Origin of the sequence: Bacillus sp. 166amftsu, from assembly GCF_900107445.1 — a bacterium.
Lineage (GTDB): Bacteria > Bacillota > Bacilli > Bacillales > Bacillaceae_G > Bacillus_A > Bacillus_A arachidis.
Genome location: NZ_FNQA01000024.1, coordinates 1 through 17503, shown reverse-complemented (window position 1 = coordinate 17503; position 17503 = coordinate 1). Strand labels below are relative to the sequence as shown.

Here is a 17503-nt window from a genome sequence, read left to right as displayed (position 1 = left end):
ATATATCATGGACAGAGGTATGATGCGTTGGATGCCGTTCTCAGCAATAAAAGAACAATTTGAAGGATTAAATGAATTGTATGAAAAACAAAATCATGTTCCAATGCCAAATTTAGATGAACAGCAATTCGAACATTTGAATTTTATAGTCTGTGAAGCAATCGCTGAAAATAGGCAAGTATATATTTCATACCATAAACAGCACAAATTGCACTCAGAAATTGGTTATATTCATTTTTATGATATGACTCGAAATGAGTTAAGAATCATTAACCAAAAAGAGAAGGTATTATATATAAACATTAGTCATGTAATGGATATTAAATATACATAAATAGAGAGAGTTCTGTATTAACAGAACTCTATTTCAATTGTTTCATTACAAATTTTTGCAATGTACTTTATCAACTCAATGATGAGATATGTTATTAATGAAGGATGCTGCATAAATTGTATGCCATCATTTTGTATTAACAGAATTACCTATTGGAATATATCCCACTACGGTTAGATAAAACGGTCAAGAAGCAACCCTATTAGGTTATCACTAATTCTTTACATCCCACTTAGTTCAGATAAAATAATGAACGCGACAAAGACATTTACAGTGCTATGGTACTTTATATCCCAAATAGTTTAGATAAAACTCTGTTATGATTTTAATACGAGAAAAACCAGGGAACAGCTTGCTTACTTCTATGAGTTTTTACCCTTTATATCCCACATAGTTCTGATAAAACGAACGTTTTCAACATAATCTCAGTTGCATTGGCTTGATTTATATCCCACAAAGTTCAGATAAAACCCTCGAAATGCTTGTTAGTATGCACATTCGTAGTCTCTTTATATCCCGCATAGTGCAGATAAACCACTTTGTCAACATAAGTTAAATCGCGTAACAATATTTTATATCCCTCTACAGTTAGATAAAACGAACGAATCAGATATTCCCTATACAACTATTCACACCTTTATATCCCACATGGTTTAGATAAAACCAGAGTACTTCTCCATCATAGCCCAGTCTATGCGCTTTATATCCCATATAGTGCAGATAAAACAGTAATTAACCATCAAAATGGGTATTGGAGTTTATACTTTATATCCCATATAGTTCAGATAAAATGTTTAATGTAGAGAAAATCGTAGGTGACATAGGTTACTTTATATCCCATATAGTTCTGATAAAACAACTACAAGTACTATAGAAAGTCCGCAACAGGATACCTTTATATCCCACTTAGTTCAGATAAAACACTTTATCTCCATCACCCTGCAATTCTGCATTGTTCTTTATATCCCACATAGTGCAAATAAAACTAACGAAGCGCATCCAACCATGGCTAAATTTATACACTTTATATCCCACATTGTTCAGATAAAACCCTATCTAGATACGGATGATACATCTTATGATAGCAACATTTTACCATGTGTATCAATCCGTATTTTGCAGCAAACCATTGATTGTGCTTTTGTATTCTCTTACAACATGCTGAAAGACCTTGTCATAGTAAGGTTTCCTGCCTGTTTGGCAAAAACGAGGTTTAATGCAAAATTACGGAAGTACAATTCCTGTTCCTGTTATCTTTTCTTTATCAAAATCGTACTTACAATTTAAAGTGTGAATGTATTGAAGTCCGGGAATATCAATTTCCTTTGTTTCGATTCCGTATCGTTGAACCTGTTTTCTAGAAATAGAGGTTGTAAGCTTTTCGATTTGCATTCGTAATACTTTTCGCTGTTTCGAATCTTTTTCCTGTTTAAATGTAGTAAATAGCTCATGATTCTCTACATATATAGACCAAGGAATAACTTGATAATTATCAATATCACGCAACAACCTTTGTGCTTCTGTATTTCCCATATCGTTTAGTGGAAGTTTATCTAATATCTTTAAAGCTTGATAGAATTCGTCTAAGTATTTTTTACTTAGATTTTCTGTTTTATATAATGTTTCGACAAGCTCCATTTTTGTTTTTTCATGCAGTTTTTGTTCATTAAAAGGTTCTAAAAGTTTTAAACCATTATTTACAATAGTCTCATCATAAACGGTCCCTATCCCTTCTGCTTTTGCATAAACAAAAACATTAGGTTCTGTCTCCTTATACTCTCTCCCGCGATAACAACGACCTAAACGCTGGAATAGGCTATCTAATGTAGAGATTTCAGTAAATAACAAATCAAAATCAATATCTAATGAAGCTTCTACAAGCTGTGTGGCAATCCAAATGCCACTTTGTTTTTCACAGTTTTTATCATTTGGTGCAAATTTCTTAATTTCTTCTTCTAAAATGGCACGATCCTTTTGAATAAATTGCGTATGTAACAGCCTTACATTTTCATTATTAAACAACCCATATATACGTTTCGCTTCTTTTACGGTATTAGCTATAATTAATACACGTTTATTTCGTCCAGCTTCACGAATATGTTCTAAATCCTCATCGATCTTTGATTTGCGTATAGATATGCGGTGACGAATTAAGTCATTATAGAATTCCTCTTTTACAAAATCACTTACCCTGATCTTGCCTCGTTTCTCCATTGTTTCCATAAAAACAGTAGGAAGTGTGGCGGTCATAATCATAAATTTGCCGCCTATCTGGTGAATCATTTCCAATGCTTTGAGTAAAACAGCTAAGATTTTCGGAGAATAACCTTGTATTTCATCTAAAACTATCTTAGAGTACGCCATTGTGGCCAAGTATTTCTCATATCCTCGAAATAAAAATGGAAACTTCAAAATTTGATCAATTGTGCTAAATGTTAACTTTTTACTTAATAAACGAGACTGTTCATAGATAAGCTCATTGGTTTCGTAATCATTGTTTAATGTCTGTAGAAAATCCACGCTACCACTGTGTAGCAACCCAGCAATCGCTTGCCCCTCTTCATCTACATATCCCATTCCATTTGTTATACGCTCATACAAGGCATTTAAACTTACACGGATAGGGAGTGTAATAAAACCTTTAGCTTCATCAATCCAAAATAAAGAAGCTTCTGTTTTTCCCATACCAGTTTGTGCAACAGCCACAATATTCTTGTTTCGATTCTCGTAAGAAAAGAGTTGTAGATTGCGTGGTTTATGACCATTCTTTTTTAGGAATTCATCGACATAAGTCCCAATTCCTTTGTCTGCATGATATTCCACAAGTTCTCCTGCAGAAGCCGCATGATCTACACGATTTAAAAGTCCCTTTACAAGCACAAGAAGAGGATATTCTTTATCTTTTTTCTTAATTGGCTTCCAACCTATAGTTGTAGTATCAAGATCTTTATTAACAGAACAGCACAATTCTTGCTCCAAACGGTCTATTTTCCCTTTTAAATCTGGTAAAACTGTATTCAGTATTTGGGCATCAAACATTACGTTTCGTACATGATGATGTGCAATTGCCTCTTTCACAACCCGTTCTGTACTTTTGGAATAATGTAATTCTAAAAATGGAACACAAAGTAAGGAAATAAAAGCATGAGGAACATTAGGATATTTTTTTTCAATTTCTTGCTTTGTTAAAGGAGATAACCCCATATTAAGTTTAATAAATTGTTGAAATCCCTCATAAATCTTTCCCGCATCGTGATACTGGGCAGCTACTTGTGCAAGTTGCCAAATCTCTTCTGACAACAGAGATCCATACGAGTGTTTTAGTAAAGATAAATTTTCTAATACCCGTCCTGTGTGTTCTTGTAATGTTTCAAATTCCCCTGTTTGTTGATCCCACTTTGCGTAAATGAAATCTTCCATGTTTCTCCTCCTGAAAAAAATCCATGCCTACTCATAAGGCATGGAAAAATACAATATGGCCATTTTCATCTTCCATATACTGAGGTGAATTTAATCCTTCTCCTTTGCGGAAGTATTGAGTTTGAACTGTCTCCCAAGTACGAATTCCTTGTTTCACTTGATATACTGTATTTAAACGATATGAAATCCCTTTGTAATTCATATAGTCAAGGCGATCAACAATGCAATGACGTGGTATATAGAGATCATTTTTTAGTGTAATGATTTCTTTTGTATGCCTTTCATTCAACGTTACCAATTTCACGTCTTCAATGACCGCTAAATCTTCACGTCGACCAAGGCTTGGTGCTTCATTGATATTTTCTAATGCTGTTTGTAATTGTTCCAATACACCTTGTTCAGCACGTACATGGAAAATAAGAGAGATTTCTTTCAACATATGAACATGCATGGGCATTGTTGTAACTTCTTTTGACTTGTAAAAATGGTGTGTTTGCAAATCAAACAGCTTTCCCTCGTGAGTACCTTGGATGCTGATTTCCATTGGAATTAATTCATTTGCACCTAATACATAGTGAAGGAACCCCTTCACTGTACTATACGGTGGAAGAGGATAGGTTTCCTTTGCTTTTTGTGCCATTGGTTTCTTGTAACAAGCAGTTTGTTGGTACAACTTTACTCGTAACGCTGAATTAGCCGACATAATAATTCTCCACTTGTTGTAATAGATAATCTAGCATACCTTGAATTGTATGGGTTGAGTCGCTTGAAACAAGATTTCGTAACTCCCCTTCATTCACGAAAATACCAGATAACAGACCAACATGCGTTTGTTCTTGTACAGTCTGGCCCATACTGCGACGTTCTAAAATTTCTTGTAGCATAATAGAATTTAAACGGTATTCACGTTTTGTCGGAACTAATTGTGTGCGTCCTAAGAAATATGGTTGATTAATAGCATACAGACCACCAATTACAAACAATGGGGATAAATCTTCTTGTCGCCCTCGGATATTACGATTTAAGGAAAATACAATTTCTAAGAATTCTTTGATTCGTCTTGCCTTTTCTTCACGTGGTAATTCAATTTCTCCATCTACCCCAATTCTATCTAAATCAATAGTAATGGTATATGAATATAAACTTGTATGTCTCTCAAGTGTTGCGATATTTGGGTTTTCTTTGATACGTGAAGCATGACCTAAATTTGTTAAGAATTCTAAGTCTCCCCGGTACGGTTCAAGAGAAACAGCATGAGACAAACGAACGCTAGCTGGGCGTTTGTTCCCCATGTCACCTTTTACAGTTTTCATGTAACCAAATAAATCCATTTCTTCTGACTCTTGAATGGTAGCACTGGGAGAATATTGAACTACGCTTTTGCTTTTTCCGTCCCCTTCACCTTTGTCACGGCCGACTGTATCTAAGTTCCAACCATAGCGCTCGGCCCCTAAACGAACCATATCATATCGAATAGCTTGCCGTGAAGCAAATGTATGAATATCTCCATTTCCTCGATTAAATTTCTTTAATTCGGAGACGTTACCGATTCCTTCTCCATAATTTAATGAATCTCCTTGAAACACGATCGTTAATGTTAATCCAGCCATTAGTTCGTTTCCTCCACTTCTTTTTTATAGGGTTTGTCATTTAATCCGGATAGTAAAGCACTTGCAATACCTTCAAATTCATTACTATGTTCCCTTGTAGCATCCACATACATGGAAGTGTTCTTTTCCACTAATAAAAAGGTGCGGAATAATGTTTCAAAGAATTGTTGACGGTTATTAGTAGTTAAGGCATTTAACAGACGGTAAGTAATGCCTGGAATCTTATTCTCCATTCCACGTTCAGTCAGTCTTCTACGTACTTCGCGTCCATCCATTAGCGCATAATGGATTCTCTTTTGCATAGATTCATATTGCGCTTCTCGAGTTTCGTTAGACATGCCATAACACTCCTTTATTCTATTTAAATGAAACATAGCCAAAGTGGCTGCATATGTATCATAACTGGAATAATTGTTATCTACGTTTTTCCTCAATTGGTTAGTGATATCACGAAAAAAATGCTCCCCATTTAATAATTTACGTAGGATTACGTTCCGAAACGGTGGATATTTAATATGATCGAGCTCTTTTCCTCCACGCTCTTGAAGGTATTGAATGGCATGTTCTGATAAAAAATTCTGTGTAAGAGTCGTCTTTTTTCCACTATTTTCGAATTCGACAATAAGCATATTTTTAGAGATCCAATTTGCTTTATCTTTGGCTTCCTTTAGTGTGTCGTATAAAAACACTTCAAAAGGGTTGTTTTGCTTTTTATTGGTGACAAATAAATCATTCACTTCCGCTAGTGCATCGAAATCCTCATCAGTTTGAATAAATGAATAGGTTTCTCCGTCTTTGTAAAGTCCAAAAAAAGAACAAAACATAATCAACCGATACAGATTGGATATAGGAAACGTTTTTTGATTATTCCACGTGTAATTCGTTGCATTTGCTAAGCTGACTGCATTCGGGAGAAATACCGCTTCCGTGTAATCAGTAAGAGCAAACTGCCCTTCGATAACAGGACAATACAGTAATTCATCCTTCTTTAGTTTCGTTATTGTTTGTTTCGCTAACTTTTTAAAATTTTCATCATCAGATTGCTGTATCACTTTGTTTAAGCCTTCTATTGCTTCGTTAGTGCTGTTAGAAGAACGAAGAACGGCAAGAATCTCTTGTTCTAGTAAAATAGGTTGAACAAAGTCTCTTGCAAGAAATTCTTCATGCTCTGAAAGATTCAGGGTACTGCGTGATCTTTGTAAAAAACTTGTTTGCCCATGCAGTTCTCCTAAACGAAACCGAATCATATTTAATGTTAGTACCTCATTTACCTGTTCTTGCTTTAACAACTTCAGGTAATCTTTTGTGATTGTTTTTAATTCTTCAATAGTTGATACATCTTTTTTTCTGCTAAACAGTTCTTTTAAAGCTCCACCTTCAATTGGCAAACGCTTATTCAACTTATTTTCTGTACCTTTAATATCAGTAAAGATAGAGTCTTTAGAACGTTTAAAATTGGATGTAGCGTATGTTAGATAAGTATTCATCTTATTTGCTTTTTCATTTGCAACAGAAAATATATCAAAAGCATAATTGAAAAACCATTTTGGAAAGTCGTGAAGCAATTTTGGATCAAAATCTAGATAGGTCTCTTCGGTTTCAAATAAATCTGTTTCAGCATGCTCTAAAATACGATAAAACCCCAAAATACCAGTGTTCGTAGCCCAATCTTCTAAATATAATCGAATCATTGGTACTCCACGGACACGCAGCCGTACCCTTGTGACTTTTTGAAGGATGTACCAATTTGACGAAGGATTTCTAAATCTTCTTGGTCTCCTTTTAACAAGAATGTTCCTTTATAAGCTTCAAAGTGCTGGTGATTAGGGGTATTATCAAATTTTTCTTTTACAACTTGTTTTGTTAAATTCATAGGTATAAATTGCAAAGGTTTTTTCAAGCCATTTCCATGATAATTACGCAAAGTCATATCACAAATATAATTGAAATTCTCTTCATAACCTTCTTCTGTTGGAGCAAGAGGTTTCCCATCTCGGTCTTTAATAAAAATAGGGGAAAGGGTGCGGAATACTACCGTATCACTTTTCACTTTGACTTCCGGTAGTATAGATATGTTCTTCTTCTGTAGTTTGTATCCTTTGTACCGAAACTCTTTAATTTCGTTTAAACCATCCACTAAGTAAGAAATGAATTCAGGATCAGGTGAACTAATAATCCAGTCCAATCCGTTCTGAAGGAGGAATTCATCATTTTCTAAAACATAGTCTTTAAGATAAACGGAAAACGTAAAATTCTTGCTTTTTTTATTCGGTTTATTCTCAAAGATATATAGATTCTCTGCATATACTGCGTTTGATGTTTTTAGAGCTTCTTTGATAAAACTCACAAACATAAAACGATACGAGAGAGGAATTACTTTGCAAGTAAAGCTTACTTTCAATCTCATCATTTCCCTCCTTAATCTTTAGTATTAATATAAGATTATTATAATGTATTCAAAAATTAAGATTCAATAAATCTGTAGAAATAAATGGAAAACTTTCTGTTCAAGGAAAGGATTTTTCTTGATTCCATATAACAAAGATAAAAATCATGCAGTAATTCCGTAATTTTGCAGTGAACCTTGTTTTTTCCAAACAAGAAGAAAACCTTGATATGACGAGGTCTTTCAGCATGTTGTAAGAGAATACAAAAACACAATCAATGGTTTGCTGCAAAATACGGATTGATACACATGGTAAAATGTTGCTATCATAAGGTGTATCATCCGTATATAGATAGGGGTTTTATCTCAACTATGTGGGATATAAATAAGTTCAATAGACGATTGCATTGCTGATCTAATTCAGTTTTATCTCAACTATGTGGGATATAAATTATTGGGATAATGAAGTTGCTATCTATGAGCGCATGGTTTTATCAGAACTAAGTGGGATATAAATTACCATAGCACTGTGAAGGTTTTTGTTGCGTTCACTGTTTTATCTAAACTATATGGGATATAAAGAACGTTGAGACAATCATATTCGATGAATTTATTCGTGGTTTTATCTGAACAGTGTGAGATATAAAATATGCTGTCGCTCGAAAGATAGGAAAGTATTTTTGTTTTATCTGAACTACATGGGATATAAAGGTTACTCCTAACTCTTTACCCAATGCGTTTAAACTAAGTTTTATCTCAACTATGTGGGATTTAAATAATTTAAAATAAGCAATTGCTTGAGGTAATAGGTAATAGTTTTATCAGAACTATATGGTATGTACATTACACAGGACAGTGACGGAGTTTTATCAGAACAATGTGGGATATAAATGGGATACCCGCAATTAAAACATTTGGATTTTTAATCGTTTTATTTAAACTATGTGGGATGTAAAAATCGGAGCATATTTTGGACCAATTGTTTTAGGAGTAGTTTTATCAGAACTAAGTGGGATATAAATAGAATTACGTTCTTCGAGTTGAGTAATAATGGTGATGTTTTATCAGAACTACATGGGATATAAATTCGTATCAGTACCATGCTTTTTTCATGGATGCCCATGTTTTATCTAAACAATGTGGGATATAAAGTATATGGAGCATCGGCTAAGGAGGATTGTACAAATAGTTTTATCTAAACGTAGTGGGATATAAAATCCATTAAATCATTTATTGTTTTAGTAACGTTATTCGTTTTATCAGAACTATATGGGATATAAACCAACAAGAGCAAAAACCACAACCAGAGTAAAACAAAAGGAACTTGTAGCAATCACTACAAGTTCCTTTTAAGATAATGTTAATATGACAAATTATTATTTTATTTTTTCTTCATACTGTTTAGCGAGTTTATAAAATGAAGAACGTTTGATGCCATACTTGTTCATGGCTCCTACTGCTGTAATTGAACCGGATTTCCATTCCTTGTAAGCATCCGTGAATTCTTCTGTTATTTCGACAGGCGGACGTCCTAAACGTTTCCCTTGTTTTCTGGCAAGAGCAATTCCTTCAGCTTGACGTTGTTTAATATCAATGCGCTCTTTTTCTGCAAAGGCAGATAATATTGTCAGTGTTGCTTTTTGAATTGCGCTCTGAATAACATCATTTGTACTTTCTCCAGTGTAATTGACGTTAATGTATGGTTCCTTTATAAATTGTAAATTTACTTTATGTTTTTCGTAATATCTAAATTCTTCTAATGTATCATTCATATTTTTTCCAAGTCTTGTCAAGGAATCAAACACAATGGTATCTCCTGTACGAACAAGACGTTTTAGCATTTGATAATTCTCTCGCTCCATATTTTTCTAGATTCTTCATCTATGAAAATATCCCGTTCTTCTATCCCTAAATTCTTCATATTCTGAATTTGCCGTTCTTCGTTTTGATCTTTACTCGAAACTCGCACATATCCAAATTTTTTATGTTTCATATGATACACCTAATTGATAATTATAACAATTAGGTCTGTAAAGGTGTATAGAATAAACTGATGTCTGTAAAATGAGAAACGGATATTTATAGACGTGGTTTTCTATGGTTTCCTATGTATCTGTAAAGGTATACTTTTATAGACACACCAAGGACTCACTAGATATTAAAATACATAATAATGAAAAGTGAACCAAAAGGTGTACCTTTTAGAACGATTAGATATATGAGTGGAATTTCGAAGGATTCACTCGTCTAATAAGCTGGATAGACTTCTAGAAATTCGGTATTAGAAAACTATGAACTATGTTAGAGTATAATTTGAACGTTTCGAATAATTGCTGAACTCTTTAACTTGAAAGGAAAATGCATATGACTGGTAATGCCTTTATAGAAAATTTAATTACTTTGTTTAAGCTTCTTAGGACAGAGAATGTATTACAGACAACAGGAACACCACATCCAATAATTGTGACAGATGCTGATAGAATTCTAGACATATTTAATGAAATTACAACTATAACAGAAGATGAATTCACAATATATTACAAAGACCACGAGACTAATGACGTAGCAGAGGTTGCAGTGTTAATGGATCGTATATTCCGTAGCTATCGAGATGAGAGAACACCTAAAATAATTGAAGATGACAATAATCAAATTAAGTATGAGATGGGGAAAGAAATTTCAGAACATTACATAGTTTGGCTATTTAAAAAAATATTTGAGAAGTTTCCTAATATAGAAGAGCAAATAAGGAAGGAAAGAACTTTTATACTTCTATCTAATAGGAGTAGATCATTGTTAAGAGGGGGACATAGATTCGGAATCTCGAATACTGTTGAGGAAATCTCATTATTAGATATAATGCGTAAGGTAGTAGATTGTGGGACTCTAAAAATAACTAAGTTAGAGACTTCGAGAATTAATTTAAAAGAAGCGATAGACTCATTTAGTTATACATATATGTGTAACATGAATATTCCAATTAAAATATATAGTGTCGAAGAAGCTATGGGTATCTCAAATATAAGACAACGAGAGACGAATCATGATTTCCAAGCTCCGAAAAGAAAATATAATCCTAATTTAATTGACTATTATAATTTAGCAGTGTCATCTGAAGATCCATTTGTTTCATTTATCTCTTATTATCATATAATTGAGTACTTTTTTGATGAAGTATATAGGGAACAGCAGATAAATACCTTAAAAACAAGCATTACAGGTCCAAGGTTTAATTATAGAGATGATGAACAATTGTTTAGCATAATTGAGAAAATACTAAAAGACAATAAGTCTGTTAGGGAAAATGGAAGTGGAAACGAGCATCAATCACTAAATTACGTTTTAAATAAATATATTAGTGATTTAGATGATTTCAAGCAAAGAATAAGTAATGAAGAACTTAATTTTTATCAAAATAATACTGTCTCATTTTCAAAAGGGAATATTATAAATTGGGGTAATGATAAAGATAAAATATTAAAGGATATTTCAAATAGGATATATAAAACACGCAATTCTCTAATTCATAGTAAAAGTTCAAAAAAAGATATGACATATCATCCATATTTGCATAAAACTGCGTTAGAAAAAGAAATTAATCTCATTAAAGCAATAGCTGAATGCATTATAGAAAACTCATCCGTCCTTATCGATGATTGAAATATCAATCCTTCTCAAGTCTAAACTATTAGGAGTACCGCCAATATTTCGGAATTATCTTAACTAATCATTACGTAAAACTTCACAGTAGTTATTGGACTACTTATATATGAATTTAATGAACCTCCTATTTAGGGGGTTTTTATTATGGTGGAGTACTGCTAGAATTTACCTTATTACGATACCTTTATTTTGTAATTCTATATAGTACATAAAATTTAATATAAGGAGTTATTTATATGCAATTGTATTTTGAAACTTGGATTAAAGAACAAAATATTTCAGAGGATGCGTTAATATTATTTGAAGAATCCATACAGTGTTTTAGAGTTGGTGCTTATCGCGCATCTTTTTTAATGTCTTATCTAGGATTTATGAAAGCATTACGAGATAGATTGCTTAAAAGTGATAAACCAGATTTAATTCATCAAGAAGATTGGATGAAAATTAAAAACGATTTACGAGATGATAAAATTTGGGAAGAAATTGTTTTGAAAACTACTCAAGAAAAAGAGAAAAAGAAACAGAAACAGGTTTCTAAAGAAGTACCAAGAAATAAAGTTTATTTAATCAATAATGACTTAATGGAAGAAATACCCTATTGGCGGAAAAAGAGAAATGAATGTGCTCATGCTAAAGAGACTATTATTAACTATAGCCAAGTTGAGACGTTTTGGCTTTTTCTTCAATCAAATCTGGCTAAATTCGTTGTAAATGGCGGGAAAGAAGCACTTCTGGATAAAATAAAAAAACACTTTGATCCAGTTTATACGAAACCATATTCAGATTGTACTTATCTAATTAAAGATATTCCTTTAGTAGTAAAACCACATGAAATACCTGAATTGTTAAAAGAAATATATGAGAAATACGTAGAAATAAACGAACTTATTCCTGATAAATCTGCATATTTATTTTGGAAAGCAATCGCTTATTCTACTGATAGTAAAATAAATAAATCTTTCTTAGAGTTTATAGAATCTGATCATGACTATTTTTCAGTATTTATAGCTTTATTTCCAGATAAACTTAACGAGTTTTCTAGTAACGAGTCCTTAATTCGCATTTTTTGGAAAAAATTGCTGTTTGGACGTATAAATTTCTTTGCTGATACATATTGGGAATTAATTTCGATTGTATTAAGAAATGAATGGATTCCTCCTGAAGAAATCGAGCCGTTTATTAATAAAATTTATAACAATTTTCTCAATTGGAGTAACCCTGAACCAGAGCAAACTAAAGTGTTAAAGTGTTATGGATTTTTAAAAACTATTAAGAAGCATATATTTGAAAGTGGAAATTTAAATCAGCCTGGTGGGTATCAATTTTCTAATGAAGTAGCAAATAGGATAATATATTACTTTGATAATGAGTCGCTTGATGTTTTAGTTGTAGAAGAATTAAATAAATTGTTTGATGGATATAAATATGGAAGATTTTTCGAAATGATGAAAAATTATATTCAAGAAAATCCAAAGTTTATATCTGAATTCAGAAAAATAGCAGCAGATAATGGTATCACTCTAACGGAATTTTTTGAAGAAAATCCAGTAGAAGTTGTTTCACATGAGAATTAATAGGGGGGTGTGTAGTAACAGAACAGAAACGGCAATAACACTCCCGACCCCTTACTATGTATAATCGCAGCTAAAAATAGCCGAATTAAAAAACTTGAAGAAGAAAACAAACGTCTAAAAGATGAATTATTAAAATTACGTGGTATAGTCTACGAAAAATTTTGAGATTAAAATAAGAATTTACTGGAATATCATTCATGACATTTATATAAATAGTTTCGTTTTTGCTTATTATACTAACGTATGCAAGTTTGTTAAAGAAGGACTATAATAAAAAATACAAACTGTATTCTATTAGATTAGGAGGTTGAGGTTTTGAAACTTAGACAAATGGCTGTTGCTTTTCTTTTAAATGAAAAACAAGAAGTATTATTTCTTCAAAAGAAACCAAAGGATACATTCCTTGCAGGATTTTTAGTCCCAATAGGAGGACATATTGAGGGCGATGAAATCAATGAACCCCACAAGGCATGTTTAAGAGAAATAGAAGAAGAAACAGGTTTAAAGAGCGATTACATAAATAATTTAACACTTAGATATGTTGTACTTAGGTCAAAAGAAAATCAAGAAATCCGAATACAATATGTGTTCTTTGGTACTGTTTCTAAAAATTCTACTTTAATTGAAAGTGATGAAGGGTCTTTAAAATGGGTGAAAATTGAAGATATTGCCGCCCAAAATGTTTCAGCAACAACAATTGAAATAGCGAAACATTACAATCATTTACGTGAATCAAATGAAAATATATATGTAGGTTCAATGAAATCTCTAAAAGGAAAATCAGCAATTACTTGGGCAATTTTAGAGGATTGGGAAATGCCTATTTTCAATTAATGGGGCGATAACTCAATAATACAGCATAAAAGATTAATCTTTATTTAAAACCAATTTTACTTTAAATACATGGAAACGATGTGAGAACCATTGATATTCCACTAGTTTTTACATCGAAATTAAAAAATTGGGAAATGTTGGTGAGACCCCTTTAAGGAAATAAAGTCTTAGACTGACCGGGAGGCATTAAGCTAACGGACAGGTATGTGCGATCTAGAAAGGAAGCGTTCCTTTTGTCAAAATGATAGCAAGCATCTAATTATTACGCTCTTCTCCGCAGAAAGTGAGGTTCTGACCATGACGAGACGTTCAGAAGCTGAACATTGGAACGAGGTGTTTGCCGATGTGAATCTCGGCAAGCCGCAAGTAGATTTTTGGCTGGAAAAATACGAGCCGATGCTAGAATTGGCCCAAGATGGACCGGTCATTGATCTTGGCTGCGGATATGGCAGCGACTCTTTGTTTTTAACAGAACGAGGTTATCGGGTCATCGCCTGCGACTTCTCCTCTGAGTCGTTGGCGATTATACGCAAATATGTGCCAGGCGTTGAAACAAACCTATTCGATATGACAGGAGGATTGCCGTTTCCGGATGGTAGCGCGAGGGCGGTTGTCGCGGATTTGTCCCTGCATTATTTTCACTGGGACGATACTGTTTCTATTGTTAGCGAAATTGCGAGAGTTGTCGGCACTGGCGGATTGCTGCTAGCCCGCTTGAATTCCACGTGCGATGTTCATTACGGTGCCGGCCAGGGCATCGAATTGGAACCCCGTTATTACGAGCATGAGGGGCGGCGGAAACGTTTTTTTGACGAAGCAGATATGCGTCGGTTGTTTGACGGATGGGCGATCAACGTGTTGACGGAAACGGACATGCACCGCTACCGGAAGCCGAAAATTTGCTGGGAGATGGCAGCTTGCGTCCGCTGATGGCGGGGGCTGTGTGTGCCGACGAACTTGCCGATGTGAATCCGACCGTCGGGACAGCTGGTCGAAAGCAGCCGGACAAAGAGACTCAAACCTTTTTTGTTCCGCTCACGGGGATCGATAATGCAATAAACCAAAAAACAATCTAACACTTTATTTTCGTGTTATTGACTAGTTTTTGGTTTATAAAGCCGGATTAGTATAAATTTTCCTCGAACAGAGTTAATTAAACAACTTAAAGCTACATTGAATACATGTAAACAAAGTGACAACCATTGATTTAACAATGATTGTCACTTTGGAGTTAAGATAATCGGAATTGGTTGGCGGGACCCCTATAAATCGCACATGGAAATAAAAGTAAGCCTATGACCTGTTTTTACACGTATCTCGGTTGAACCCCTTCATTGGTTGAACACTCCTTTTAGTGATTAAGGATATAAAGTTAATAGCCGTCCAGTTTTTACATCCTTACTTCCTTAGTTATACATTAACCTCAGCTACAATTAATTTTCGTCCCTTTTTGCTATATCCTGTTTCAAGAGAAAGTATCCAGTCGTGAAGATCATTCCAGTCATATTCCATATTCAATAATTCCTTAGGGAACTTAGCTTCAAAATCATCTCGCCAAGCATACATATTCTCCAATGCTATATCTAACCTTCCGAATTTGTACAATGTAATATTTTTCTTTTTTCCATTTTCTCTAAATGCTTTTATTAAATAGACATATAGTTTCTCTTTTGAGCGATTAAACGTTAGAAAACCGATGTTTTCCTTCAAGATTTCACCTTCTTTTAAATATTCCGACCACAAAGTTTTAAAATAACATGTGGTCGGAACAATGTTTTAATGTTAATTACGAAACACGATTTTTACGAACACGTACTTTTTTATATTGGCCATGTTTTACAACATGACGAACATCTATTTCCTTGTAACCATTATTTTGAATTGTTTCTGAAATATCTACGATAATTGTATTAGTTAAAATATTTACTACATAACCAGTTAATTTTAAAGAAGGATTCTTGCGATGTGGAAATTGTACATAGTCACCGATTTTAATAGTTGAAACTGAAATAGTCTTTTCCATAAAAATACCTCCCAAATTTGAAATGTTATAAATTAACTTTTAAATTATTGAGTATTTCTTTATCTTTTGCGAACTTATTTGCATTTATATAGAGAATGAAAAGATCAGCACTTAATGTAATGGTCACTCGATCTTTCATACGTTTTAAAATGATGATGTCTTGTTCATTCTGTTCAAACATCTTTGCATATCCTAATACCTGATACACTCGACCATCTTTTCTATGAATATAGAATTCACCACGTTTGGGTTTTGGTGCTATCATATTTGTTCCTCCTCAAATTTTTTAAAATCTATAGAGAAATCCAGCAATTAAATATGTAGCAACAACCATGAAAATAGATATTCCAAATGTACCAAAGAACCAAATCTGTGAAGTAATACAATTATCTATTCCAAACCATTCACAAATGGCGTTATACCGCTTTTTTAAAGCACTATTTATAGTAACGTTCTTTTTTTCTTTTATCGCTAAATGTGTTAAAATATACTTGCTGTTAGGAGTTTTTAGGTAGCTATTTGCCATCTAGAATCAACCTTTCTTTTATAGTGTATCTGAGAAAAGTCCTCTTTTTAGCTTGCGACGGCGAGAAGAGGGCTTTTTTCGTTATTTTTCTTCGTTTTTCATTTCCCTATATAGAGTGGAACTGGAAACACCAGTCATATCCTTGATTTCTTTAACTGTAAATTTTTTAGATTGATATAATTCGATAGCTTGCTGAATTTTCTTTTCATCCTTTTTAGGTCTTCCACCTTGTCTTCCTCTTGCTCTTGCTGCATTTAATCCGGCAACTGTTCTTTCATGAATAATATCCCTTTCAAACTCGGCAAAAACAGCAAACATACCAAACATAGCTCTTCCTGAAGCTGTAGAGGTATCAATGTTATCTTTCAAGGAAATAAAATGGACATTTTTTTTGCGGATGATATCCATAATCTCATATAGCTGTTTAACAGATCGAGCTAGGCGATCAAGTTTATAAATAATAAAAGTGTCTCCTTCACGAAGCATGTCTAAAGCTATTTTTAATTCTTGTCGATTCTGTTTGGTACCCGATACTTTTTCTTGATAGATACGTTCACATCCATTTTTTTGTAATTCATCTACTTGTATATCTAAGTTTTGATCTTGTGTACTTACTCTTGCGTATCCTATTTTCATGTTCCGCTACACCTCTGTTGCTAAATAGTAAAATTTTAACTTTTCATCATCGCCACCTTATAAAAATATTATTTCTTTATGTTTATATTGTACCATAAACGTACGTATTAGGGACATAGTTTTTGTAATGAGTTTTGGGAAAATTTTTCGACAAAATAATAGCAAAAATCACTCGGTATTCTAATGTCCCAAAAACAATCGTTTTAGGGACTGTTCGGTACCACCTTTTAATTATGTAAATAAAATAAAAAAAGCATCTACAAAGATGCTTTTTTCTCTTGAAGAGAAGCAAAATGAACAGACCTAAGATCTGTTCATTAAATAAGTGTAACTAAAAATGTTAAGTTATGAACATCTTAACTTCATAACCTTTACTCCTGTAATTACGAAATCTAGACAGATAACTTTATTATGTATACTCAGGACGCTAAAGAACACTTAAAATTAGTGCAAATTATCTCCTAAAGTGACATTCAAATCGTTTGGTAAATATCAGC

The 17503-nt window shown here is 33.3% G+C and carries 16 protein-coding genes and 1 pseudogene; 6 read left to right on the top strand and 11 right to left on the bottom strand.

Going from position 1 to position 17503, the window contains the following annotated elements; all coding sequences use genetic code 11:
* Window positions 1-4: 4 nt before the first annotated feature.
* Window positions 5-334: a YolD-like family protein gene (locus BLV40_RS25045; RefSeq protein ID WP_090694986.1), complete on the top strand. Its 330-nt coding sequence runs from the start codon at window positions 5-7 to the stop codon at window positions 332-334.
* Between the two features lie 1224 nt (window positions 335-1558).
* On the opposite strand, the gene BLV40_RS25040 is transcribed toward BLV40_RS25045, so the two are convergent.
* The 6 genes and pseudogenes from BLV40_RS25040 to BLV40_RS25015 all read right to left on the bottom strand — a co-directional run bounded on the left by BLV40_RS25040 (window position 1559) and on the right by BLV40_RS25015 (window position 9743).
* Window positions 1559-3754, bottom strand: coding sequence for a CRISPR-associated helicase/endonuclease Cas3 (locus BLV40_RS25040; protein WP_090694983.1), 2196 nt, complete (start codon window positions 3752-3754; stop codon window positions 1559-1561).
* Window positions 3755-3785: 31 nt separating this feature from the next.
* A complete protein-coding gene (gene cas5b, locus BLV40_RS25035; RefSeq protein ID WP_090694980.1) occupies window positions 3786-4457 on the bottom strand; it encodes a type I-B CRISPR-associated protein Cas5b in 672 nt (223 codons plus the stop codon).
* Window positions 4447-5364 (bottom strand): type I-B CRISPR-associated protein Cas7/Cst2/DevR, encoded by a 918-nt coding sequence (gene cas7i, locus BLV40_RS25030; protein WP_090694978.1) that lies wholly within the window; start codon window positions 5362-5364, stop codon window positions 4447-4449. The genes cas5b and cas7i overlap by 11 nt, the downstream gene beginning before the upstream one ends.
* Window positions 5364-7055, bottom strand: coding sequence for a type I-B CRISPR-associated protein Cas8b1/Cst1 (gene cas8a1 / locus BLV40_RS25025; protein ID WP_090694974.1), 1692 nt, complete (start codon window positions 7053-7055; stop codon window positions 5364-5366). Before cas8a1 ends, cas7i begins: the two co-directional genes overlap by 1 nt.
* Window positions 7052-7774 (bottom strand): CRISPR-associated endoribonuclease Cas6, encoded by a 723-nt coding sequence (cas6, locus tag BLV40_RS25020; protein WP_244525452.1) that lies wholly within the window; start codon window positions 7772-7774, stop codon window positions 7052-7054. The genes cas8a1 and cas6 overlap by 4 nt, the downstream gene beginning before the upstream one ends.
* Before the next feature lie 1352 nt (window positions 7775-9126).
* Window positions 9127-9743 (bottom strand): annotated as a pseudogene (locus BLV40_RS25015) (recombinase family protein).
* A 371-nt stretch (window positions 9744-10114) separates the two neighbouring features.
* On the opposite strand from BLV40_RS25015, the gene BLV40_RS25010 reads away from it, so the two are divergent.
* The 5 genes from BLV40_RS25010 (at window position 10115) to BLV40_RS28730 (ending at window position 14897) form a co-directional block, all read left to right on the top strand.
* Complete coding sequence (locus BLV40_RS25010; protein ID WP_090694968.1) at window positions 10115-11410, top strand: hypothetical protein; 1296 nt, start codon at window positions 10115-10117, stop codon at window positions 11408-11410.
* A 239-nt stretch (window positions 11411-11649) separates the two neighbouring features.
* Window positions 11650-12987, top strand: coding sequence for a hypothetical protein (locus BLV40_RS25005; protein ID WP_090694964.1), 1338 nt, complete (start codon window positions 11650-11652; stop codon window positions 12985-12987).
* A 315-nt stretch (window positions 12988-13302) separates the two neighbouring features.
* Window positions 13303-13821, top strand: a complete 519-nt coding sequence (locus BLV40_RS24995) for an NUDIX domain-containing protein (RefSeq protein WP_090694960.1) — start codon at window positions 13303-13305, stop codon at window positions 13819-13821.
* 297 nt (window positions 13822-14118) lie between these two features.
* Entirely contained in the window at window positions 14119-14751 is a 633-nt protein-coding gene (locus BLV40_RS24990) for a class I SAM-dependent methyltransferase (protein WP_170833710.1), read from the top strand.
* Window positions 14739-14897, top strand: a complete 159-nt coding sequence (locus BLV40_RS28730) for a hypothetical protein (RefSeq protein WP_170833709.1) — start codon at window positions 14739-14741, stop codon at window positions 14895-14897. Before BLV40_RS24990 ends, BLV40_RS28730 begins: the two co-directional genes overlap by 13 nt.
* Before the next feature lie 334 nt (window positions 14898-15231).
* Here BLV40_RS28730 and BLV40_RS24985 read toward each other — a convergent pair whose 3' ends face one another.
* The 5 genes from BLV40_RS24985 to BLV40_RS24965 form a co-directional block, all read right to left on the bottom strand.
* Window positions 15232-15531, bottom strand: a complete 300-nt coding sequence (locus BLV40_RS24985) for a hypothetical protein (RefSeq protein ID WP_090694956.1) — start codon at window positions 15529-15531, stop codon at window positions 15232-15234.
* Window positions 15532-15607: 76 nt separating this feature from the next.
* On the bottom strand, window positions 15608-15844 hold the full coding sequence (locus BLV40_RS24980) for a DUF2187 family protein (RefSeq protein WP_090694954.1): 237 nt from the start codon (window positions 15842-15844) through the stop codon (window positions 15608-15610).
* Window positions 15845-15869: 25 nt separating this feature from the next.
* A complete protein-coding gene (locus tag BLV40_RS24975; RefSeq protein WP_090694951.1) occupies window positions 15870-16109 on the bottom strand; it encodes a hypothetical protein in 240 nt (79 codons plus the stop codon).
* Between the two features lie 21 nt (window positions 16110-16130).
* A complete protein-coding gene (locus BLV40_RS24970; protein ID WP_090694947.1) occupies window positions 16131-16370 on the bottom strand; it encodes a hypothetical protein in 240 nt (79 codons plus the stop codon).
* Window positions 16371-16451: 81 nt separating this feature from the next.
* Complete coding sequence (locus tag BLV40_RS24965) at window positions 16452-17006, bottom strand: recombinase family protein (RefSeq protein ID WP_090694944.1); 555 nt, start codon at window positions 17004-17006, stop codon at window positions 16452-16454.
* Between the last annotated feature and the right edge of the window lie 497 nt (window positions 17007-17503).